We start from the raw sequence: 23208 nt of genomic DNA, 5'->3' as shown, positions 1-23208 counted from the left end.
TCATTCGACTTCAGGAAGCGCTTGAAAAATATTGCAGTAATATCTTGATAAGATTGGCCGAACCGGCTTTCGACATTTCCAATGTCTGCTCGTGGCTAAGCGGTGTCGCACTCATGCCAGCAGCCAGATTGGTGATGTTTGAAACTGCGGCGACCTTGAATCCAAGACGGCGGGCCAGAATATTTTCCGGCACGGTCGACATGCCGACCGCATCGGCGCCAAGGATCTTGAGCGCTCGGATTTCAGCTGGCGTCTCAAAGCTTGGCCCGGTGCACCAGCAATAGGTTCCCTCAAACAGTTTGATGCCAAGCTTGGCCGCCGCACCATGCAGCCCAGACCCGATTTCAGGATCATAAGGCACATCCATGCCGACAAAACGGTCGTTTCCGTGATAGCCGATCAATGGGTTCGGGCCAAACAGACTGATATGATCGGTAATCAGCATCAGACTGCCCGGTACGGCGTCAGGGATCAGTGAACCGGCAGCATTGGTCAAAAGCAGACGTTCTGCGCCAAGTTCGCGCATAATTTCAAGCGGTTCAGCCATCAGATCTGATCGGCCATGCTCGTAATAATGCGCCCGCCCCTGCATCACGGCAACGGAAACACCGCCAATGCGTCCAAGCACAAGTGTGCCCCCATGTCCTGCGACAGTTGGACGGGGGAACCCCGGCAATTCTTCATAAGAAATGCTGATCGCATCACTTACGGCGTCAACCACACCACCAAGGCCGCTGCCCAGCACCAATGCGACTTCTGCCTTGAAACCCGGTGCCTTGGCGGCAATGACATCAAGCGCTGCTTTTACGTTGCTCATTTGAGGTTCTCCGGCCCGAAGGAATGGGGAATAAGTTCTTCACGGCTGAGCGTCAGAAGCGTTTCACCGGCATCATTGATGATGAAGATGGTCGCATCCGGACCTGTGAATTCGCGGATCTTCTGGCGGCACCCACCACAGGGAGTACAGGCGATATCGCCCAGCCCGACAACGACGATCTCGTCAAAACGGGTTTCCCCTGACAGCACCATCGCCGAAATCGCGCCGGCCTCGGCACAGACGCCTTCGGGATATGCCGCATTTTCAACATTGCAGCCTGAAATGATCTTGCCCTCGGTCGTGCGCAACGCAGCACCGACAAAGAACTTCGAATAAGGGGCATATGCCTTGTCACGAGCCGCAAGTGCCGCGTCAATCAGATCGCGCGGAGCCTGTTTGTGAGCAACCATTTGTTTGATCCTGTTTTGATTACCTATCGCGCCTGACCAAAGCGCACATTTTTGGAAAAAGTGGTTCGGGACTGCCTGTATCATAGGCCGAGACCCGAACCACGAAAAGCTTAGCGTTCCTTGACGTATGCCCGACCAAGTGCCTTTGGCGGAATAGCCCGGCCAATGAACCCGGCCAGAAGAATGACCGTCAGGATATAGGGCAATGCCTGCACCAATTGGACCGGAACTTCGCCAATACCGGGCAGAACGACGCCCTGCAAACGTGTGGCTGCTGCATCAAGGAAGCCAAACAGAAGGCAAGCTGCCAATGCCGGGAATGGACGCCACTTGCCAAACACCATGGCCGCCAGCGCAATATAGCCTTTGCCTGCCGTCATGTCCTGCAGGAAGGATGCGCCTTGCGCTGTTGAAAGATAGGCGCCTGACATGCCAACAAGCACACCGCTGCAAATTACGGCGCGATAGCGCATGGCGACAACGCCAATGCCCGCCGTATCAACAGCCCCCGGGTTTTCACCAACCGCGCGCAGACGCAAGCCAAACCGGGTGCGATACATCACCCACCAGGCTGCCGGAACGGCAAGGAAGGCGACATAAACCAGAATGTTATGACCGCTCAGCAGTTCCGAATAGATCAGGCCCAGAACCGGAACGTCCTGAACGGCGTCGGCCCCCGGGAACGTGATCGGCTGGAAACGCGATCCTTTATCAAGCGCTGGCGTTTTGCCGCCCTGTGCAAAAAGTGCAATCCCGACAAGGGCGGTCAGACCCGACATCAGGATATTGATCGCCATGCCCGAAACCACTTGGTTGCCCTTGTGCGTGATGCAGGCAAAACCATGCAGAAGCGAAAGCGCAATCGTGGTTGCAATCGCGGCCAGAAGCCCGACCCACGGGCTACCGACATAGAATGCAACCGCAGCAGCCGAAAATGCCCCGCCCAGCATCATGCCTTCAAGGGCAAGGTTAATCGTCCCGGACCGTTCGGAAAACATCCCGGCCAGGGCCGCAAGAATAAGCGGTGTCGAGGTGCGCAGCGTTGCATCCAGCAACAGGATAATCAGCTGAAATGTATCCATTATGCGGCCTCCCCGGCGTCCTGACGCAGGCGCCAGGCTGTATAGATCTTTGTCACGCGCGGACGGAACATGTGTTCCATCGCACCGGTAAACAGGATGACAAGCCCCTGAATAACCACGACCATATCATTCGAGATCGTCGGAATTTCAAATGAAAGCTCCGCCCCGCCCTGATAGAGCATCCCGAATAGCAAAGCAGCAAGGAAGATGCCAAACGGATGGTTGCGCCCCATCAGCGCTACAGCAATGCCAACAAAGCCATAGCCGGCGGTAAAATCAATCAACAGGCGGTGCTGAACACCCATGACTTCGTTTAGCGCCACAAAGGATGACAGCGCACCTGAGATCATCATCGCAATGATGATAAAACGCCCGGGTTCAAGCCCAGCATAGGTTGCCGCCACAGCATTGGCACCGACTGTCCGGATGGCATAGCCCCAACGGGTATGCCAGATAAACAGCCAGACCATCACGCTGATGACGATGGCATAAACAAATGACAGGTTCAGCGGGCTTGACGCCATTTCAATGCCAAGCGCACCTGCAATGTCGTGAATAAATGGCAATCGCAAATGTTCGGCGATCTGTTCGCTTTCGGGCGTCATCGACCCTTCCGGACGAAGCACATTGACCAGCAGGTAGACCATCAGTGATGAGGCGATGAAGTTGAACATGATCGTCGTGATCACGACGTGCGATCCGCGCCGCGCCTGCAAGTAGGCCGGGATATAAGCCCACGCCGCGCCAAAAATCATCGCCGCCAACATCGCCACAACCAGCATGATCGGGAATGGCAGGAAATCGAGATAAAGGGCGGCCAACGTCACACCAAGGCCACCGATATAGGCCTGCCCTTCGGCGCCGATGTTAAACAGCCCGCAATGGAACGCGACGGCAAAGGCAAGGCCGGTAAAGATGAAGTTGGTGGTGTAATAAAGCGTATAACCCCAAGCCTCTTCATAGCCAAACGCGCCATAAAGCAGGATTTCAACCACCTGAACCGGGTTTTCACCAATCGCCAGAACCACAAGCCCGGACACAACAAGGGCAAGCAGCAGATTCAGCAAAGGCAACGCGCCCACATCAATCCAGCGCGGCAGTTCGACAGTTTTGCTCATGCCTGCCCCTCCGCTGCCTTGGCTTCATTTGGGTCAACGCCCGCCATCATCAAACCAAGCACGCGTTCGTTGGCCTCGGATGCGGCAACTTCACCAATGATGGCCCCATCGCACATCACCAGAATGCGGTCGGCAAGCGACATAATCTCGTCAAGCTCCACTGACACCAAAAGGACGGCTTTGCCAGCATCCCGCATGGCGACAATACGTTTGTGAATGAATTCAATGGCACCGATATCGACACCACGGGTCGGCTGGCCCACCAGAAGCAATTCCGGATCACGCATGATTTCACGCGCCAGAACAAGCTTCTGCTGATTACCGCCCGAGAAATTGGCTGCTTTCAAATCCGGATTGTCCGGACGAACGTCAAATTCCGACATCATATTGGCTGTGGCAGCCGAAATCGCATCCCAGTCCAAAAGCCCGCCCTTTTGATAGGCAGGATCATCTTCATAACCAAGAATGGCGGCCTCTTTGGCTGAAAAGGCCGTGACCATCGCCATGCGATGGCGGTCCTCGGGCACATGCGCGACACCGCGACGACGAAGCTCAGCGGCATCGACCCCTTTGCCGGGCGTTACATCTTGCCCGTTTAGTTCCACGGTCCCTTCGCTGGCAGATCTGATTCCACCAAGCGCTTCAAGTAGCTCACTCTGCCCGTTGCCAGATACCCCGGCAATGCCGACAATTTCGCCTGCGCGCACCGTAAAGGTCGCATTTTTGACCTTACGAACGCCCTGCGCATTATCAACACAAAGATTATCGACTTTAAGCGCGGTCGCAGCCGGATTGGATTCACCTTTTTCAAGGCGTAGCAATACCTTACGGCCGACCATTAATTCCGACAGTTCTTCCGGGCTGGTTTCGGCTGTTTTGCGATGCGCCACCATTGCGCCTTGGCGCATGACGGAAACATTGTCCGTTGCGGCCATGATTTCGCGCAGTTTGTGGGTAATCAGAACAACCGTCTTGCCCTGTTCTTTCAGGGTATCAAGAATTCTGAAAAGATGATCAGCTTCTTGCGGTGTCAAAACACCGGTCGGCTCATCCAGAATAAGAATTTCCGCCCCGCGATAGAGCGCCTTCAGGATTTCCACGCGTTGCTGGAGCCCAACCGAAAGATCACCCACCGTAGCGTCCGGATCAATATTGAGCGAATATTCGCGTTCAAGACGTTTGAGTTCTTCGCGTGCCTTTTCCACACCGTCGCGCAGAACAGCACCACCTTCGACGCCAAGGATAACGTTTTCAAGCACCGAAAACGTCTCAACCAACATGAAATGCTGGTGAACCATCCCGATCCCGACCGCGATCGCGTCTTCTGATCCGTTGATTTCACAGAGCTTGCCGTCGACGTGAATGGTTCCTGCATCGGCCTGATAAAAGCCATACAGAATACTCATCAGGGTCGATTTACCAGCCCCATTTTCGCCCACGATTCCGTGGATAGTTCCCTTGTCGACCTTAAGGTCGATTTCTTTATTGGCATGTACCGCACCGAACCGCTTGTCTATACCGCGCAGTTCAATAGCGGGTTGCACGGCACCGGTTTCCCCAGCGCCGTGCATTTGATGCATCGTATCCGACACGACAAATCCCCGATTTGCTTTGACGTCTGCCTTACATTGGGCAGGCGCTATCGCTCATGTAATCGTGTACTTCAAGGTTACCGGAAATGATTGCTTCCTTGGCCTCGGCAACGGCTGCTTTCATCTCGTCGGTGATCAGGCTTTCGTTATTTTCATCAAGTGCCCAATCAACGCCGCCCTCTGCAAGACCCAGAATGGTCAGGCCCGGCTCCCAGGTATCGTTGGCAGCAGCCTCGAAAGCTTCGTAAACAGCAACGTCAACGCGTTTAAGCATCGAGGTCAGAACCGAACCCGGATGCAGGCCGTTCTGGTTGGAGTCCACACCAATGCCGAGTTTTCCGGCATCTGCAGCAGCCTGAAGCACACCAACGCCAGTACCACCTGCAGCATGGTAAACAACATCGGCACCTCGGTCGAACTGCGATTTTGCAAGTTCACCACCCTTTACCGGGTCGTTCCAGGCCGCACCGGTGGTGCCGGTCATGTTCTGGAAGACTTCGGCATCACCGTTCGAATATTTTACGCCCTGTGCGTAACCGCAGGCGAATTTGCGGATCAGCGGAATGTCCATACCACCAACGAAACCGACTTTGCCGGTTTCAGATGCCATAGCCGCCAGAACACCGACAAGGAACGAACCTTCATGTTCCTTGAAAACCACCGACTGAACGTTCGGCAGGTCTACAACCATGTCAACAATGGTGAATTTGGTTTCAGGGAATTCTTTAGCGACTTTTTCAAGTGCAGAAGCCTGGGAAAAACCAATCGCAACAATCGGATTCATGCCGCGGCGCGCAAAGTTGCGCATTGCCTGCTCGCGCTGTGAATCGTTCTGGATTTCGAAGTCACGATACTCAGTACCGGTGTCTTCCTTGTACTTCTCGGCACCCGTGTATGCCGCCTGGTTGAATGAGCGGTCAAAACGACCACCAAGATCGTAAACCACAGCCGGATTGATTTCTGCAGCCGAAGCAACGCCTGCATAGCAAGCAACAGCCGCGACCACCGAGGTCAGAAGCTTTTTCATTCCGATGCCCTTCTTTGTTTGAATTCTGATTATCTTTCCGCCAATGCCCATCTTGTTTGGCGGAACTCCCTCATCGAAAACACATGTCTCGCAACATAAGCAAAGCGGCGTTGGTCGAGGACCAATGCAGCGCGGTTTGGCATGCTGCGAATGCTCATGGTAACTACAAAATATAGTGCCCTGTAAATAGCTGAGCACGCAACACGTTGCACAGACCTGTCCACTTGGTCAGCACCAATCCACTACAACCGGAACTTCAAATCGCATATCTGCGGGGTTTCCCTTAGTTTCGGGCCGGTCGGGCTCAAATCTGAACCAACCTTTTCTGCACGGTAATTTATCTTTGTCGATACGCTTAAATGGCGCCAAATCGGGACCATTGAACCTCGAATGATTGAAATTGGTGCGCTTCCGATTCTTCCAGACACAAATGAACCGGTGCAAACCTACGACCACAACCGATGTGTAATTTTAACCACACCGTCAACAACCGGACATACCGTTCGCGAAAGTTTGGTGCTAGCATTCCTCGGGGCAAAGATTTTCCGACCCACAGATTTGCGTTTTCATACTTTCCCTCCCGATCGGGACAGGAAGAGTGGATTATTGTTGGAGAACAGGAATGAAAAGAACAATTGCGGGGGTGCTGTCGGCCTGCACCATGCTCAGCCTTGGTGCCGGAAGCGCGTTGGCCGATTATGATTTGCGCCTGATCCATACCAATGACGTTCATGACCGCGTTGAGTCGGTCACCAAATACAATAACACCTGCAGTGCCGAGGATGATGCCGAAGGCAAATGCTTTGGCGGCTACGGCCGTCTTGCCACGGCCATTCGTGACGCCCGTGCCGAAGGCGGCAATGTTCTGGTTGTCGATGCAGGCGATCAGTTCCAGGGATCCCTTTACTATTCGACCTACAAGGGTTCGCTGACGGCTGAACTGATGAACCTTGTTGATTATGATGCAATGGCGGTTGGCAACCACGAGTTTGATGATGGCCCGGACGTCCTGGCAAGCTTCATAAAAAAAAGCCTTACCCCTATTCTGTCGGCCAACATCGAAGCCACCACGGATGGTCTGAATGAACTGATCAAACCTGAAACCATCATCACGGTTGGCGGTGAACGCATTGGTATCGTTGGGCTGACAACGCCGGAAACGGCCGATATTTCAAGTGCGGGTCCGAACGTCAAGTTCAACGACCTTGCGCAATCACTGCAAAGCTCAGTCGACCGCTTGACCGCCCAGGGGATCAACAAAATTGTCGCTCTCAGCCATTCGGGCTCATACGCCGATTTCGAGTATGTCAGCGATGTCACTGGTGTTGACGTGATTGTCGGCGGTCACGACCATCTTCTGTTTTCCAACAGTGATGACAAGGCATCCCATCCCTACCCGGTCGTCAAAAATGGTGCCGACGGCAAACCTGTTCTGATCGTCCAAGCATATGCCTATAGCCGTTATCTTGGCGACCTGAACGTCACATTTGATGACGCCGGTGTGGCAACCGCATGGTCGGGTGATCCGATTGCCCTTGATGCCAGCATCAAACCGGCCGAGGACGTTCTTGCCGTTATCTCTGAAGCCAGCGGTCAGGTTGATGCCGTTCGCACCCTTGAAGTTGGCAGCTTCACGGCACCTGCAGATGGATCGCGCGAGATCTGCCGCAAGATGGAATGTTCCATGGGTTCGTTGGTTGCCGATGCGATGCTTTGGAAAGCTGGTGATGACTATCAGATCGCCATTCAGAACGGCGGCGGTGTGCGTGCAAGCATCGATGAAGGCACGGTTACCATGGGTGAAGTCCTGACGGTTCTTCCGTTCCAGAACGCCTTGGCAACCTTCAAGCTTTCCGGTGCGGATATCGTTGCGTCGCTTGAACATGGTGTATCGCTTGTCGAGGAAGGCAAAGGCCAGTTTCCGCAGGTTGCGGGCCTGAAATTTGACCTTGATCTTTCGCAACCTGCCGGATCGCGTGTTTCAAACGTCATGGTTGCCGAGGGCAATGGCTTCGTGCCGATCGAGGCTGGCAAAATATATGGCGTCGTTTCCAACGACTTTATGCGCAATGGCGGTGATGGTTACGCCCTGTTCCGGGATAATGCCACCGATGTCTATGACTTCGGACCGAACCTTGAACAGGCTGTTGCCGACTATATCGGACTTAACTCGCCTCTGACCCCGACGACCAAGGGGCGCATCAACCTGAAATAAACAGGTTTTCTGTGTTATCGAGTGACCGAAAGGCAGTCCGTTACGGACTGCCTTTTTTGTTTTCCTTGCCTTCATGCGCGCTTGAGGCTTATCAACATCGCTTACAGCACATGACCGTCACCTGCGTGACGTCCCACGACAAAGAGCACCCGTTCTCTATGACGCCTAATGCCAACATTCTTTGCTTTGGTGCCGCCCATTTCGACCGCACCCTGCAATGTACCGAGACTTTTGTTCCCGCTGCCTCGAACCCAGTTCGGACCTTGCATCGCAAACCTGGCGGTGTCAGCCGCAACATTGCGGTGCATCTGAGGCTTCTGGGCAATAATGTCGCGATGCTTGGCGCTGTTGGGGATGATGGTGATGGCGATCAAGTGATCGAGGCGCTGTCCGAACTTGGGATCGATACCCGCCATCTGATGAAGATCAGTGGCATGGCAACGGCCGGTTACACGGCCCTTCTTGATGAAACCGGCGAACTCGCACTTGGTATGATGAATGCCGAGGTCTATGACCTGCTGACCATTGATCGCCTTGAACCGCATCTGGCAAACCTTCAGGCGCGGCCCTGGTGGTTGGTTGATGCGAACTTGCCGACCGAAAGCATCATGTGGCTTGCAGAAAACAAACAGACGACAAAACTCTGCGCAGCTACCGTTTCGCCCAGCAAGGCAGTACGGTTCAAGCCGGTGCTTGATAAGCTGGACTTGCTGATTGCCAACCGCGCAGAAACACGCATCCTGACCGGTATCGAGATCAACGATCTTGCGCAGGCGAAAGTCGCGGTCGAGCTTTTGCGCGGCAAGGGCATCCCGGATGTCGTGATCACACTTGGTGCCCAAGGGGTTGTGTCCTCCTCCGCATCGGGGACGGCGTTCTGGCATCCGTTGCCCACCAAGGTCAAAGACGTCAATGGTGCGGGTGATGCCTTCTATTCCGGTTTTCTGTCGGCTTACTCGAAACCGCATACAAGCTTTGACGATGCAATGGCATCGGGCCTCGCGATGACAAGCCTGACGGCAGAAACCGAAGGCACCACCGTTTGGGATCTGACGCTGGACGCGGTCACGGAACGCGCGGCAAAGGCCGAAAGCAAGGTCCTTTGATCCAATGGGGCCAAACCAAGATCCTGCTTGATGATTGCATGGATCATGCAACGCAGGTAGCTTGTCCTGAATTCAACATCAAACCGGAGCCGATCCGATGCATCCATTTTTCATCTTTGTGAAATGTGAACTTGGCAAAGCCTATGACGTCGCAGCAGCGCTTGTTGAAGAAGTCGAAGGCGTTTCCGAAGTCTATTCCATCTCCGGCCCGTTTGAATTGTTGGTCAAGGTGTATGTGGAAGAAGAACAGGATATTGGGCGCTATGTGAACGAAAGTATCCATAAGCTGGATCATATCAAGGATACCCAGACCATCATTACCTTTAACGCCTTCACCTGAGGGCAAAACGGCCGACAAACAAGCTTGCAGAACCAAAAGCGGCGCCAATCAGGCGCCGCTTTCTTTCTGTCGGATGCAGGCAACGCAACCTAGTTCCTGGCAACATCCCGGATCACATCAAGAATGATCTCGGTCCCCTTTTCGATCAGCACAACATCGTCGCCAACGATCTGACGCAGCGCACCGTCCGTGCGCGCAGGAAGTCGTGAAATCAGGTTATCGGGCAAATCGCGTTTGGCGATGCCGGGCGGCAAGGTACCGCCACGCTCAAGCTTCATGGCAATACCGGGCGGCAAGCCTTTGTTGCCTTTACCCTTGTTCTTTTTGTCGCTATCTTGGTCAGTCTGCCCAGTCGCGATATCAAGCACATCGCGAATAATGCGCCGTTCTTCATCACTGAAAATACCGCCACCTTGGGCAAGTTCGACGACGGTGTGATCATGTTCCTGATTGGCCGGATGTGACTGTACAGGTGTTGTCAGGGCAAGACTGGCACCGACAAGAACAAAACCGGTCGTAATTGCTTTGACCCAGCTGGTTGTGAACGGCATGGCGACCTCTGTCATCGTGAAAAACATCCAAACTCATGTGGGGACTTTGCCCAAAATTGCGACAAGCCCAGTAAGGATAACGTTTCACCGGCTATCTTTATGCCATACAGCAAAGAATATTTTTCTGGATTGTTCGTAACACAGAGCGCGGCAATACCAAATGACGCATTTGACCTTGTCATCAATACGCCTTGGGCTTTTCAATCCGCGATGATATTCGACCGAAAACACTGATCGATTTAACGCTATCATATTGTTTTCATAGAAAGTTCATTATGTGATACAAATCACTCTGTCATCGCGAAAAGCGACGGCAACCAAGTTTCATTAGAACAACAGAATTAATTTCCAATATGGCATCCGGTAGATTTTCTGTTCATCTTGCCAAGACCAAACAAGACCTGAAAGCGGCGCAAGAACTTCGCTTTGAGGTCTTCTTTGGCGAATTTCACGCCAAAGCCATGACCGAGCAACACTCGGCCGGCCTTGATAGCGATAAATTCGACGCGTTCTGCGAACACTTGCTGGTCGTGGATAATGAAAATGACAAGAAAGTCATCGCCACCACCAGATTGCTGCTTTCGCAACAGAAACCCGCAGATCTGTCATACATCGCGCAGGAAGAGTTCTCTATTCCCCTGCTTGACGCTGTAAAAGACAACTGCATGGAAGTCGGCCGATCCTGTGTTCACAGGGATTATCGCGATGGCAAGGCCATTCAGCTTCTGTGGCGTGGTATCACCAAGCTGATTTTCAATCATGACATTCGCTATCTGTTCGGCTGCGCAAGCTTCCATGCGACCGATATCGACAAGATCGCCTACGAACTGTCATACCTGCATCACTACCGGCTGGATGATGAACCTCATATTGCGCGCGCACTCGATTATCAGTCGATGGAACGCATCGCAAAAGACGACATTGATCCGGACGAGGCCCTTGCGAAATTGCCCCCCTTGATCAAAGCCTACTTGTCGCTGGGTGGCGTTGTTGGCGATGGCGTCGCACTTGATCCCGATTTCAAGACGCTTGATGTATTGATTACGGTCGATGTCGCCAAGGTCCCAGATCAATACTATAGATTCTATAAAAAGCAGGCTGATCGCCTTGATCTCACACCTCTAAACACGTGAGTGCGATTACTGTTAAAAGAGACATCCGTGACGTCAAACAAGGGTTTTCAAGCGCTTTGGACCAGATGGCAACACCCCACATCACTGCACCGATCACACCAGCACAGCACGTGAAGGCAGGGCTAAAATTCACGACGCTGATGGTCTGGCTGTTTGCGATGCTGATCCCTTTCCTGATCCTTGAAGGTCTCAAGCTCCGGGCCAGTTCCCAGATTGTCCGCATCTGGCACCTTGGTGCCCGCAAGATCACAGGCATCAAGGTCGAAGTCACTGGATCGCCAAGCGAAACCCTTCCACTGCTGCTGTTGGGGAACCATACGTCTTACCTCGACATTCCGGTGATCAATGCGCTGTTCACCGTTAATTTCATCGCCAAGTCCGAAGTTCGCGGCTGGCCCGGCATCGGGTTCCTTGCGCGCTGTTGCCAAACCATTTTCGTTGAGCGCCGGGCCATCAAATCCCACGAACAGATCAAGATTCTGCGCGACAAGATCCTGCCCGACCGTCGGCTGGTTCTGTTTGCCGAAGGGACAAGCACGGATGGCAGTGTCGTATTGCCGTTCAAATCGTCGCTGATGGAATTTGTGTTTGATGAAAAGATCGCTGAAGTTTGCCACGTTCAGCCGATAACCGTTTTATGCCTGAAAGACAGCGCGAGTGGATCTTCGCCAGAACCGGAAACGGTTCTTTACCCATGGTTTGACGACACGACCCTTGCCTTCCATTTCTGGCGGTTCATGGCAACGCCGGGCTGTACCGTTAAAGTCCATTTCAGTCCGAGCCGTCCGGTATCCGAATTTGACAACCGCAAGGAACTCACCCGATGGGCCCATGCGGGGGTTCAAAACGGCTATGACATCATCCTGAAAAAGGCTTGAGGCATGCCTCAAGCCTTTCGCGCACGGGCGTGTGCCCAGTCTTCCTTCATCTGATACCACTTTTTCTCGCCAATCATCTTGCCGAGATACTGGTCAATGACCTTGAGCTTGATGATGCTGGCAAGACCCGCCGCACGCGCAGGCCAGGTTTCAGGCAAGGCACGCAATGTCAGGCTGATGCCAGCCGTGCTGTATTCGATGAAATGCCACCAGCGGCTGGGGATAAAGATGGTATCGCCCGGCTCCAGAATGCATTCATAGCCGTGAATATCCTTAAGCTTCGGATAGCGTTCCAGATCCGGGTTCCGAAAATCGATATTGCACGAAACAGTCAGCGGATGCTGATACAGGTGACGTCCGTTTTCACTTCCATACAGGATCACACGTTTGGTGCCGGTCATCTGCGTCAGAAAAACATGGCTGTGATCCAGATCGTAATGAATATCGACATAGGCGTCCTGGCCACCGACAAACAGGAATGGATGATTTTTCAGGAACGTGACGCCCAGGTCAGAATATGAAAAATCCTCGCGCAGTTGCGGCATATGCTTGAACACATTGAACAAAAACATGCGAAGCGGTGTCGGCCCCGCCTGAATAAGATCAAGATATTCGCCAAAGGGCATGCTTTGGGTTGAATCGAGATAGTCGTTGTCCGAGTTCGCAAATGCCTCGCTATAAAGCGGCACCTCGACATCGCCACAGCCCTGCTTCAGATAGTCATAAGACCATTTTTCCAATGCAGGCCAGTTTGCGGCGAAACTGCGCATGATGACGGGACGTTTGGGCTTAAGATACTGGTCAATAAACTCTTCTCTGCTCAGATTATCTCGGCGATCAATGCTCAGATAGCTTAACTGGCTCGTCATTCCGGCCCCGTCTGTTTTCTTGTTTTGCTGCACACCAGAACGCTCATGCCTTTTTTCTGTTCCACCTTCAGCTTGGAGCTTGTCAGATAGATCATAGGAAACAGACGAAATCAAGCTGGCTGCGCCGGTGGCACTATGTACTAAACAGTTGTAATTTTTGATATCTTGCGAAGAGCCAACCTAATTTGGGAACGGATCTGGCCTCACCATGATCAATCGCGTCGGCCACGGCCCAAATGCGCGGGCCGGAAACGAAAAAAGCACCCTTTTGGGGTGCTTTAATCAATGGCGGGCAAGGAGGGATTCGAACCCTCGATAGGGCTTTTGACCCTATACTCCCTTAGCAGGGGAGCGCCTTCAGCCACTCGGCCACTTGCCCTTTATGTCCTTGGTGTTCCCTGCGGAACGACGCCTTTCTTAAACATCGCCATGGCGCATGTCAATGCCCGAAACCGGCGTTAAGGTCGTTTTCTTTTTAACAGTCCTGCCAAATAAAACCAGCAGCTTTTTGCCTGCATTGCTCACTGCATTTCACGGTTGATTGGGAAAAGAGTCTTCAAACCATCACATGGCTGTCATCGGACAGAAAAAAACAGCTGTCATAACGGTGTGGTCGATTGGTTTTTCACCGTCTTTTGACGTAAATGCTGGTTGGAGAAAAATGCGTACGATCTATCAAAGCACGGATGATCTCGGTCATACCCTTCGCGCCCTCAAAATGACCAAGGAAGGTCATAACGACCCTGTTTACATGGGGCTGGTCATTCAGGACCGAGAAGTCCTGTTCCGTACCCGCGAAAACAGTTCACGCGATTTCGTTTTGCAGAAGATCAAGGAATTCGTCGCAGGCAACACGACAAGTTTGGTATCCCAACCGGCCTGATGGCCGGTTTTTTATTGCCTGTACACACGCACCCGACCCGTTCTCGTCCATCCCGAACGGCTTGGGATGCAAGCGATTTCAGTCGCGCCGGGGCGACGATCCCCGTTCGCCCTGCAACTTCACCGCCGGTCGTCTTGACCGGCGGTTTCTTTTGGCTTCAGGCGCCTGCGGTTGCTTGCTTTGCGGCATATCCCCGCCACATCAAAATCAACGCAATGGCCAAAACCGGCAGCACACCAAAGTTAATCAGGCTCCAACCGGCACCGGCGATCAATGCCCCGCTGGCAATTGTGGCGACTGTCGCCGTCCCACTGTTGCCAAGCTCCATCAGGCTTTGCGCATGCCCGCGTTCCGCCGTGTCATGCCCCCCGCCCAGCATCGTCGTTCCCGCCAAAAGCATCATGTTCCAGCCAATCCCAAGAAGGAACGAACTGATCAGAAAAGCGGCAACCGAAATGCCCGAAACGGCAACGCCAACACTTGTTACCAGCGCAAACGCCCCGAATGATGCGACCCGGCGTGGCCCAAACCGGTCGATCATTGGCCCGGCAACGAAGGCCGGCAAGAACATCCCGATCAAATGCCAGCGGATCACGTTGGCCGAAACATCCACATCAAAGCCACAATATTTCATCGCAAGCGGTGTCGCTGTCATAACCAGGACCATAATCCCCTGCCCGGCGGCACTGATGGCGATTGCGCCGCGAATGACTGGGCGGCGCAACAGATCGGACATAACCGCCCTGCTCGACCCGGCACGTTGCGGAATGCCACCATCTGGCAACATGATCATCAAGGATGCGCCCAAGGCCGCCAGACCTGCCAGTGCCACGTAGGCCCCGGCAAACGGAACTGGAAGTAAACCTTGGCTTGCCACAGCAATCTCAGGGGCAATCAGCGCAGCAAGAACACCCCCGCCCAGAACGAGGGCGGCAGCACGCCCCTTTTCGGATGGCGCGACAATTTCCAGCGCCGCGTAACGATAATACATAGCCGACGCCTGATAGGTGCCAATCAGTGCGGCAGCAAGCGTGACCAGCCAGAACGATCCGATATAAATGCCGTAAGCCACCATCAGGCCACCCAAGACCCCAAAGAGTGCCCCGACAAACAACCCAACACGTCGGCCACGACGCTGCATCAACATGGCAAGCGGATGAACAGATACGAGATTGCCGACCATAAGCATTCCAAGTGGCAAAGTTGCCATGGATGGCGCGGGGGCGAGCGATACACCGACAAGCGATGTCAGGGTAATGCCGATCAGTGAACAGGACCAATACAGCGCCTGTGCGAAGAAAAGCAGACGCAATGATCCATTGGTCAGCAACAACATGTTCCCAACTCCTGAAATTCAAACTGTTATGAAAGCCGTCAAACCGTTGTTAGTTTGCGGTGACTAATGATTTGCGGGCAAAACGCTCCGCATATTCCTGGGGGCTGACAGAAAGATGTCGCTGAAACGCCCGGCGCAGCGTTTCCGGATGCCGGAACCCGCACAACTCGGCAACCTGCCCAATCGCAAGGGCCTCGTCCTGTAACAGCGCACGGGCGGCTTCTACCCGGACACGTTCGACATAGCGCGCCGGGCTCATCCCCAGATCACGCGCAAACACCCGTGAAAAAGTGCGCGGTGTCATCCCCGCACGTTCGGCCAGTGTTTCAAGTGACAAATCCTTGGCGATATTGCCGGGTAACCATTCAAGCAGATTTGCAAGCCTTGCTGTGGCGCCGGTTTCAGGGATCAGATAGGCACTGAACTGTGCCTGCCCGCCGGGCCGTTTGAGGAACATCACAAGCCGGCGCGCAACGGACAAGGCCAAGGCACGACCAAAATCGGCCTCCACAATCGCCAGCGCCAGATCAATCCCGGCGGTGACGCCAGCTGATGTGAAAACATGCGGATCGCCATCCAGTCCTGCGGGATCATAGCTATGCAGCCGGTCCCCCATCATTTGGATTGCCGGGTAATCCCGTGCCATTTGTTCGCAGCGCGACCAGTGGGTTGTGGCCATTTTGCCATCAAGCACCCCGGCCTCGGCCAGGACAAGCGCACCTGAACAGATCGAGCCTAGCCGTGGTACGATGCCTTCGGCCTTTCTGACCCAATCAAGGATTTGCGGTTCTTTGCATTCTGTCAGAACACCGACACCACCTGGCACCAGCAGAGTATCGACCGTGTCCAGATCAAGGTCACGCCACGCCATATCGGCATATATTCGCACACCACAGGATGTCCGTACCGGCCCACTCGCCCCGGCGACAACGATCCCTTCGTATCCTTGTGGCCGTCCCAGCGCGGAAAGCTCGTCATTTGCCGAGCCGAACACCTGAAGCGGTCCGACGACATCAAGGCTCATGACACCATCAAAGGCATGGCAGACGACTAATTTCGGGGTGTGGGGCGAGTTGGACATCATCTTAGCTCCTTGTCAGAGATACATGATGCCCAATCCCGAATGTGGCAACAATGACAAACACCCCACGAATCTCGCCAACCGGCTTTCGTGGGGTGTTTTCATCATTCAACGCCAAAAGAATTCTTCGACTCAGAACCCGCTTCGTTGCAACAATGCATAGAAATCGCGGATCGTGCCTTCCTTGGTCGTCATGTCCTTGATGTCATCGACCAATTTGTCGGTAAAGTTGGGCTGTTTCAGATACCCGACCACCCTTTTACGGGCCATGGCAGCCGATTTGCCCTCAATCAGAACACCGCTTGAACAGAATTGAACCAGCATATAGGCGCGTTTGCGCAAATGCAGAGACGGATTATCAATGCGTTCAATCACCTTCTCGCGGACAAGATACTCTGCCAGCCCATCATCAAGCTTGGCGCCGATTTCCGCCTTCTGTTCGTCAGGAACGTTTGATGCCGCAAGCACGTCGTTCATATGTTTGACGGTCGCCATTTTATCGCGTGGCTTGGCGTCCGGCTCACAGAACGCGCGCAAAGCACGCATATCACCAACAGCGTCGCGCATCATCTCATAGAGTTCGTCGGCAAAGTCTTCGACAATCCCGCTATTGGCAACCGCAATAAGCCAGGTCAGCTTCCGGAAGTTGGGGATCAGGCGACTATTGATTTCTGCAACGCCTTCGATCAGGGCCCGTGGGCCGCCAACATTGCGCAACCGTGCCCCACGTTCGGCAATCGCGCTGACCATGGGCGTGCCATAAATCACGCCCTGCTCTGTGATCAGGCGTTCAAGGATACCGTCAAGCGGATCCGGATCGCTTTCGTGGCGTTGCAGGCTATTGGCACTGCGCAGTTCACGAACGATGTAATCAAACATCGCTTCCTGGCTGTTGGCCAAAAGGCCTGACCCAAAAAGCGGGTTCAGAAGTTCAAGAATGTCATCGGCAGCACCGCGATTTCCCTTTGCACGGCCAAGTGCAAGATCGATGTGCAGGGTCACCGCTTCGCCAAAGCTGCGCGAACCGCCAAGCAGTTCCTTGAGTGCGACGGGAGAACCGAGAATATCGGCAATCACGTCATCAATCATCTTGCGGGCGGCTTCGTCCTTTTCATCGCCCTTGACCTTAAGCGCGAGGTCAAGCTTGCCAACCCAGTTACGGGTCGAGGACAGCACGCGCGTCAGCGCAACCATGGTCAGGAAGTCGGTATCTTCCGCAAGGTTGAGGCGTCGGATTTCGTCGCGCACTTCCGAAATGGTGGCGTCTTCGAATGCTGGCAGATCGACTTTTTCAACTTCGCGGGCGCGCGCAGAAAGCTGCTCAATCGCGCCATGAAGGTTGTTCATCGCCTCAATGTGATCGCCGTCAGTCGCCTTGGCATGAAGTCCTGCAACCTTGTCAACCGCGGTCGGCATCAAGGTGTCATGGAACATCAACTTGCGCAGGTTCTGGTAATTGTACATTACCTCGCAAGGCGTCAGGATTTCCTGTTCGAAATATTTGCGCAGCAACCGGTTGATCGTCGCGCGGCTTTCTTTCTGCAAAAGGTCGTTATCCGTCTCGCACAACGGCGCTTCGTCGATCGAAGTTACCCGAACGTCATCGTCCTGGTCCTCGCCCGCACCTTGTTTTTCGAGAAGTACCTTTTCAATATGACGACCGTCGCCGCGTTCCCAGTTACGAATAACGCGCACGGCAGAGATCTTGGTTTTCACAAGCTTTTCAGCTTCTGTAACCGCCTCCTGTTCGACATCAAATGTCGAATGGATTATCCAGCGATCCCCACGCTGGACCATAACTTCAAATGTCGTATCCGACATGACGCGCTCTGGCTCCCTAACTTCCTGTTTGGGCGGCATAAGTCTGCCGTTTGACTAGTCAGGCGCGTGTCCCAATTTTTATATTTATTCTTACTTATACTGCTAATCGGGTTCCTAAAACAATAGTTCGATGCAGATGTTTTTTATACTTTCGGGTATTTCTTTAGAATTTCCTGAATTCCCCTGCCCTTGGAACTGGAAAATTCTGAAAATCAAACTGCGTATTTGCCCTTGAACCGTCATTTTGCAGCGAATCACGGAATCCGCGCCGCAATTTCGGCCGTCAAATCGGCCAGCAGGCTGCTCATGGCGATAACGGTGTTGTCGAGTGTTTGATCGACTGGTGTACTGACCTTGTCATACTTGGCCGCTGTGACGATCTCCCCACTTTGGAAATGGACGAGCTTCCAGCGGGCTGTCAGGTTAACATTGCCATCGGCCTGCCGTTCGAAACGGTCAATATCAACAACCACCTGCCATTCCACCATATCCCGTGAGTTCCAGGGAAAGACTTCCAAACGTGCTGCAACCCCAGTCCTGTCGAGGTTATCCATAAGAACACGATTGATGTTCTCGCCCAGCGGTTCGGCCCAGCGGTATCCGGAATTGACCTCCGGCCGATTGGCGGCACTGCGCGTGACAATCGTCGATCGGTCGAGATAGCTCGGAATTGTCACCGGCCCGACACCAATGACCGTCGCTTCACCGGGTGCTGGCGACACCGGCTGCACCATTGGTGACAGCAAATAATATTGGTCAGGAACCGAGGGTGACGCACAAGCGGCCAAAAGTGGTGCGACAAGCAGCAACACCCATCTGGAGATCATTTTTCGGACTGTCTGTCGCATCATTCATTCTCCTCCGGGCCGCTCTTGCCAAGGATGAGGGCACTCGGGTTCTGTTCGAGGAAATCGGTAAGTTCTCGCAGGGAACGCGCCGTTGCACCGAGTTCTTTCAGGGCCTGTTCAAGGTTGTAACGCACAGGTGACGTTGGCGCGGTGACATCGCGAACACCGCCAAGTGCCTCGCGTGCTGCATCCAGCGCGGTCTGGGTTGCGGGTAACACACTCGCATCCAGATTGGTAACAAGCGTGTTTATGCCCGCTGCGGCCTGTTGCAGGCTGATCATCCCGTTATTCAATGCTGGCGACGTGACGATATTCTCCATGCCCTCCACGGTCCCAAGCAGGCGAATTCCGATTTCTTCAATCGGGAAGGTTTCAACCTTTTCAAGAAGACTGGTCAGCGAATTGGCAATTTCGTCCAGCTTTTGCGGCAATGTCGGAAGTTCCGGCAAATTGCCCTCTTGATTGCCAAGATAGCGCGCCGGGGAAACCGGATGCATAGAAAGGTCGACAAACAACTGACCGGTAATGAAACTTCCTGTCTTGAGGCGGGCACGCAGGCCATTATCAATCAGGGTTTCAATGGTTTCCTGCGGGTCAACATCCCCCAGGCGCCCACCGACGATGCTTACGCGTTCAGGTTCAAGTGTGACTTCAACCGGCACACGGAAGGTATGCTGTGTGACGACATATTCCAGGTCGACACTTTCGACTGTCCCGACACGGATACCGTTAAATTCCACAGGCGCACCGCGCGAAAGCCCGCGAACCGAGGAATCGAAATAAAGCATGTAGCGCTGGCTGTATCCCTCGGCGAGCAACTCGGCCTTCTCAAGGCTTTCATGCAGTCGGAATACCGTATCTGCGGTCGCCATTTCGTCGTTCTCATGCGCGGGCGGCGTATAAAAGTTGATCCCGCCCGCCAAAACAGAACGAACAGACTGCGCGCGCACAGAAAAGCCTTCGGCATTCAGATCAAGGGCAATCCCGCTTGAATCCCAAAATCTGGTTTGGCGTTTAACAAGCGCATCAAAAGGTTTGCGGATAAATATGGGGATTGAAACACCATCCGCATTGGCATCCAGTTCGGTATCAAGCACCTCTCCGACCTCGATCCCGCGCAAGAGGACCGGTGTCCCCTCACCCAGGGAACCGAGTTCTTCTGCGGTCAGGACAAAACGCGTGCCGTTTTCTTCATCAGGTATAAATTGCGGCTCTTCCTCGCCAACAAATTGGCGTGCCTTTTCCCCCGACTTGTCCGGTATCACTTCAATGTAGGCGCCGGAAACAATGGTTTCCAAGCCGGTAATACCGCGCGCACTCACGCGTGGGCGCACAACCCAGAACCGCGTTTTGTCTGTCAGGTAATCGCTGAAATCCGCGTTCATGCGGATCGTCAGAACAACATGTTCCATATCGTCGGCAAGATTGATGGCTGTTACCTGACCGACATCGACATCGCGATAACGCACGGCTGTCTTACCGGCAGACAGACCTTCGGCCGCTTCAAACGTAACGGTGATTTCGGGACCCTTTGAGACGATATCACGCCACAGCAGCCAACCACCGACGATCAAGGCCACCAGCGGCACCAGCCAGATAATTGAAAAACGGCCCCAGCCTGTTCGGATGTCGGGCTTTTCCGGCTGTTGATCCGGTTCTGAACTTTTCGCGTCACTCATGACGGAATCCCCTGATTTTCAACGCGGTCATGATCTGTCTTCACACTTGCCAATCTTGGTCGCTTGACTGTTTGCATACCGGCGCGATCCCAAATCAAACGCGGATCAAAGGCCATGGCCGACAGCATTGTCAAAATGACCACCCCACAGAATGCCACAGCCCCGAAACCGGGTTGAACTGTTGCGATATTTCCAAGTTTCACCAGTGCGGCAAGGATCGATACCATAAACACATCAACCATCGACCATCGCCCGATCAGCTCCGTAATACGATAAATCAATGTGCGCTCCTTGAGTGGACCAGACAACCCCAAGGCGGTTGCAATATAAACCCACCCCAACAGCAGGATTTTGATGATTGGCACCAGAATGCTTGCGGTAAAGACAACGATGGCAATTGGCCACTCCCCGGCCCGGACAAGCGCGCTGACGCCCGAGAGTATTGTGTCTGCCTCTGCCCGGCCAAGATACGTCACGGTCATGATCGGAAAGACATTTGCCGGCACGTACAAAATGACCGCAGCCAGCAACAACGCCCATGAACGCGACAGGCTGCGTGGCTTTCGGTGATGCACCATCGCACCACAGCGCGGACAACGCACATTTTCATGCCCGCCGCCCAGAACAACCATGGAGCATGTGTGACAGGTCAGAAGTGTTCTGTCTTGCTGATCTGAACCTTGTTGGTTGCCAATATCTTCAGATGTCGGATAACGCAGGTTTGCCGGTGCCAATCGCCGCCAAACGTAGCGTGGATCAAGCGTGATATTCATCAGAAGAACCGTCGGGATCAGACAGCAAATCGCAAAAAACGCAGGACCGGCAATGACATCAGCAAAATCCGTCAGCTTGGTCAAAGCCACCAGCAACCCGATCAGGAAGACATCGAGCATCGACCATGGCCGGATGATCGCCAGAATGCGCCAGACCTGCTGCATGCCGGGCACTTGCCTGTTCAAGCTGATCGGCAGCAATACATAGATGTGCGCCAAAATCAGGACCAGCGGTGCCAGCACAGATGTGACGGCGACCATAATGGCCAAAAACGGAAACCCTTCGCGCCAGAACGTCAGCACACCACTGCTCAGTGTGTTGGTCTCAACCCGGCCTTCCATGGCAAAGGTCAAGACCGGATAGCTGTTGGCAATCAAGAACAACAGAAAGGCCGTGACAGCCAGAGCCAACGGTTTGTCAAAGCGCACCTGTGCTGCGCGGTACAACGGTGATCCACATCGAACGCAATATGCGACACTGCCCGTCGGGATTTCTTCCTCGACATGGAGATAGTCGCAATGTTCACAGGCGATCAGTCGATGAGACATTGTTTTCCTGTTTTTACAATCCGTTATACGGACTGGTTCGCACATCAAAGTAAGCGACACTTTTCCCTGCAAGTCAAATCGGGGGCACTTGGCAGCGGTGAATGTCCTTGGCAAATGAGACAAAACAATGTTCAGAGAGGCATGATTTTACTGCGGAATTTCTGGCAGATGACGGTGCGCCTCCGACAGGACGATATCGTTGACTTGATCAAGAAGCCGACTGTTGATGGTTTTGTGATGCCAATATAGTGGGCGATCAATTTCAAACGGACACGGCCGAACCAGCTTTCCGGTGCGAAGCCCCTCTTCCGCCTGATGCTGTTCAACGACGGCATAGGCCACGCCCTGTTCGGCAAGGGTAACGAACCCCTGTGAACTTGGAACAGTATGAGCGGGGAATTCCCCGGGGTTAAGTCCGAAATATTGAGAAAGGAACTGGTTTTGCAGTTCATCATGTTCGGAAAAATTCACCGCCGGACAGGCGCGCAAGGCATCCGCATTTACGCCATCCTTGAAATAGCGTTCCTGAAACTCTGGTGAAACCACCATAAAGTAACGCATGGAGCCCAGCGGCCGTACCCGACATCCCTGAATGGGTGTATCGCGCAAACTGACCGCACCCAGCACGTTTCCTTCCTGCAAGGATTGATGATTAAGCGATTCATCATCGACGACCAAATGCACCAGAACCCCAAGATTCTCAAACAGCATCTTGGGCACATCAACAAACCAGGTCGCCAGACTGTCGGCATTAACGGCAAGCGTTACCTGACCAAATTCACCCTCGGCGCGCACCTCCGGCAGTTCCGACCCCAGATCCTGTTCAAGCAGTCGCACACTCTGATAATGCGCAAGCAGCCTTTGGCCTGCCACGGTCGGAACAATCGGCTTGGCGCGCACCAACACTGGCTGACCAAGTCGCTCCTCCATCAGCTTGACCCGTTGGGATATTGCAGACTGAGTTAGTCCCAGCGCCCGCGCCGCCTTCTCAAAGCTTCCGAAACGGATAACCTCCGCACAGGCCTCAACCAATTTGTAATCGAGCATGAATAACCATCAATTATACTAATCCATGTTTAGTATAATTCGATTTTCTTAAT

At 53.7% G+C, this 23208-nt stretch carries 21 protein-coding genes and 1 tRNA gene; 6 read left to right on the top strand and 16 right to left on the bottom strand.

The features are described from left to right. Positions 1 to 10: 10 nt before the first annotated feature. The 6 genes from FHI25_RS10395 to FHI25_RS10370 all read right to left on the bottom strand — a co-directional run bounded on the left by FHI25_RS10395 (position 11) and on the right by FHI25_RS10370 (position 6046). Positions 11 to 817 (bottom strand): purine-nucleoside phosphorylase, encoded by an 807-nt coding sequence (locus FHI25_RS10395; RefSeq protein ID WP_210517552.1) that lies wholly within the window; start codon positions 815 to 817, stop codon positions 11 to 13. Beyond that, on the bottom strand, positions 814 to 1227 hold the full coding sequence (locus tag FHI25_RS10390) for a cytidine deaminase (RefSeq protein ID WP_210517549.1): 414 nt from the start codon (positions 1225 to 1227) through the stop codon (positions 814 to 816). The genes FHI25_RS10395 and FHI25_RS10390 overlap by 4 nt, the downstream gene beginning before the upstream one ends. 110 nt (positions 1228 to 1337) lie before the next feature. Continuing rightward, the gene (locus tag FHI25_RS10385; RefSeq protein ID WP_008890746.1) at positions 1338 to 2309 is read right to left on the bottom strand and encodes an ABC transporter permease; all 972 of its coding nucleotides are present in this window, start codon (positions 2307 to 2309) and stop codon (positions 1338 to 1340) included. After that, positions 2309 to 3427 carry an ABC transporter permease gene (locus tag FHI25_RS10380; RefSeq protein WP_120224803.1) on the bottom strand — a complete coding sequence of 373 codons (1119 nt, stop codon included), beginning with the start codon at positions 3425 to 3427 and terminating at the stop codon, positions 2309 to 2311. Before FHI25_RS10380 ends, FHI25_RS10385 begins: the two co-directional genes overlap by 1 nt. Then, positions 3424 to 4998 carry an ABC transporter ATP-binding protein gene (locus tag FHI25_RS10375; protein WP_210518273.1) on the bottom strand — a complete coding sequence of 525 codons (1575 nt, stop codon included), beginning with the start codon at positions 4996 to 4998 and terminating at the stop codon, positions 3424 to 3426. The genes FHI25_RS10380 and FHI25_RS10375 overlap by 4 nt, the downstream gene beginning before the upstream one ends. 52 nt (positions 4999 to 5050) lie before the next feature. Beyond that, on the bottom strand, positions 5051 to 6046 hold the full coding sequence (locus FHI25_RS10370; protein WP_008890749.1) for a BMP family ABC transporter substrate-binding protein: 996 nt from the start codon (positions 6044 to 6046) through the stop codon (positions 5051 to 5053). A gap of 622 nt (positions 6047 to 6668) precedes the next feature. Between FHI25_RS10370 and FHI25_RS10365 the strand changes: the two genes are divergently transcribed. From FHI25_RS10365 to FHI25_RS10355, 3 genes are all read left to right on the top strand, one after another. After that, positions 6669 to 8261 carry a bifunctional metallophosphatase/5'-nucleotidase gene (locus FHI25_RS10365; RefSeq protein ID WP_210517546.1) on the top strand — a complete coding sequence of 531 codons (1593 nt, stop codon included), beginning with the start codon at positions 6669 to 6671 and terminating at the stop codon, positions 8259 to 8261. 158 nt (positions 8262 to 8419) lie between these two features. Next, the gene (locus FHI25_RS10360; protein ID WP_210517543.1) at positions 8420 to 9367 is read left to right on the top strand and encodes a carbohydrate kinase family protein; all 948 of its coding nucleotides are present in this window, start codon (positions 8420 to 8422) and stop codon (positions 9365 to 9367) included. A gap of 97 nt (positions 9368 to 9464) precedes the next feature. Then, positions 9465 to 9707: an Lrp/AsnC ligand binding domain-containing protein gene (locus tag FHI25_RS10355; RefSeq protein ID WP_210517540.1), complete on the top strand. Its 243-nt coding sequence runs from the start codon at positions 9465 to 9467 to the stop codon at positions 9705 to 9707. Positions 9708 to 9796: 89 nt separating this feature from the next. Here FHI25_RS10355 and FHI25_RS10350 read toward each other — a convergent pair whose 3' ends face one another. Further along, a complete protein-coding gene (locus FHI25_RS10350; RefSeq protein WP_210517538.1) occupies positions 9797 to 10258 on the bottom strand; it encodes a hypothetical protein in 462 nt (153 codons plus the stop codon). Positions 10259 to 10611: 353 nt separating this feature from the next. On the opposite strand from FHI25_RS10350, the gene FHI25_RS10345 reads away from it, so the two are divergent. Beyond that, positions 10612 to 11391, top strand: a complete 780-nt coding sequence (locus FHI25_RS10345) for a GNAT family N-acyltransferase (RefSeq protein ID WP_210517535.1) — start codon at positions 10612 to 10614, stop codon at positions 11389 to 11391. 65 nt (positions 11392 to 11456) lie between these two features. Next, on the top strand, positions 11457 to 12269 hold the full coding sequence (locus FHI25_RS10340) for a lysophospholipid acyltransferase family protein (RefSeq protein ID WP_210517532.1): 813 nt from the start codon (positions 11457 to 11459) through the stop codon (positions 12267 to 12269). 8 nt (positions 12270 to 12277) lie between these two features. On the opposite strand, the gene FHI25_RS10335 is transcribed toward FHI25_RS10340, so the two are convergent. Next, on the bottom strand, positions 12278 to 13138 hold the full coding sequence (locus tag FHI25_RS10335) for a cupin-like domain-containing protein (protein WP_210517529.1): 861 nt from the start codon (positions 13136 to 13138) through the stop codon (positions 12278 to 12280). A 286-nt stretch (positions 13139 to 13424) separates the two neighbouring features. Continuing rightward, positions 13425 to 13517, bottom strand: a tRNA-Ser gene (locus tag FHI25_RS10330). A 282-nt stretch (positions 13518 to 13799) separates the two neighbouring features. Here FHI25_RS10330 and FHI25_RS10325 point away from each other — a divergent pair. Next, on the top strand, positions 13800 to 14021 hold the full coding sequence (locus FHI25_RS10325) for a hypothetical protein (protein ID WP_210517526.1): 222 nt from the start codon (positions 13800 to 13802) through the stop codon (positions 14019 to 14021). Between the two features lie 157 nt (positions 14022 to 14178). On the opposite strand, the gene FHI25_RS10320 is transcribed toward FHI25_RS10325, so the two are convergent. The 7 genes from FHI25_RS10320 to FHI25_RS10290 all read right to left on the bottom strand — a co-directional run bounded on the left by FHI25_RS10320 (position 14179) and on the right by FHI25_RS10290 (position 23155). Then, positions 14179 to 15357, bottom strand: a complete 1179-nt coding sequence (locus FHI25_RS10320; protein WP_210517524.1) for an MFS transporter — start codon at positions 15355 to 15357, stop codon at positions 14179 to 14181. 49 nt (positions 15358 to 15406) lie between these two features. Further along, positions 15407 to 16441 carry a GlxA family transcriptional regulator gene (locus FHI25_RS10315; RefSeq protein ID WP_246879031.1) on the bottom strand — a complete coding sequence of 345 codons (1035 nt, stop codon included), beginning with the start codon at positions 16439 to 16441 and terminating at the stop codon, positions 15407 to 15409. A gap of 129 nt (positions 16442 to 16570) precedes the next feature. Beyond that, positions 16571 to 18259 carry a hypothetical protein gene (locus FHI25_RS10310; RefSeq protein ID WP_063089746.1) on the bottom strand — a complete coding sequence of 563 codons (1689 nt, stop codon included), beginning with the start codon at positions 18257 to 18259 and terminating at the stop codon, positions 16571 to 16573. A 254-nt stretch (positions 18260 to 18513) separates the two neighbouring features. Further along, positions 18514 to 19110, bottom strand: a complete 597-nt coding sequence (locus FHI25_RS10305) for a PqiC family protein (RefSeq protein WP_210517521.1) — start codon at positions 19108 to 19110, stop codon at positions 18514 to 18516. Then, a complete protein-coding gene (locus tag FHI25_RS10300) occupies positions 19107 to 20786 on the bottom strand; it encodes an MlaD family protein (RefSeq protein ID WP_210517518.1) in 1680 nt (559 codons plus the stop codon). The genes FHI25_RS10305 and FHI25_RS10300 overlap by 4 nt, the downstream gene beginning before the upstream one ends. Then, positions 20783 to 22108, bottom strand: coding sequence for a paraquat-inducible protein A (locus tag FHI25_RS10295; protein WP_210517515.1), 1326 nt, complete (start codon positions 22106 to 22108; stop codon positions 20783 to 20785). Before FHI25_RS10295 ends, FHI25_RS10300 begins: the two co-directional genes overlap by 4 nt. Before the next feature lie 147 nt (positions 22109 to 22255). After that, positions 22256 to 23155: a LysR family transcriptional regulator ArgP gene (locus tag FHI25_RS10290; RefSeq protein WP_210517512.1), complete on the bottom strand. Its 900-nt coding sequence runs from the start codon at positions 23153 to 23155 to the stop codon at positions 22256 to 22258. Positions 23156 to 23208: the final 53 nt, after the last annotated feature.

It is taken from the genome of Thalassospira sp. ER-Se-21-Dark, from assembly GCF_017922435.1.
In the GTDB taxonomy this organism is placed as follows: domain Bacteria; phylum Pseudomonadota; class Alphaproteobacteria; order Rhodospirillales; family Thalassospiraceae; genus Thalassospira.
Note: the sequence above shows the minus strand (reverse complement) of the source record. Positions and strands in the feature narration are given on the sequence as shown.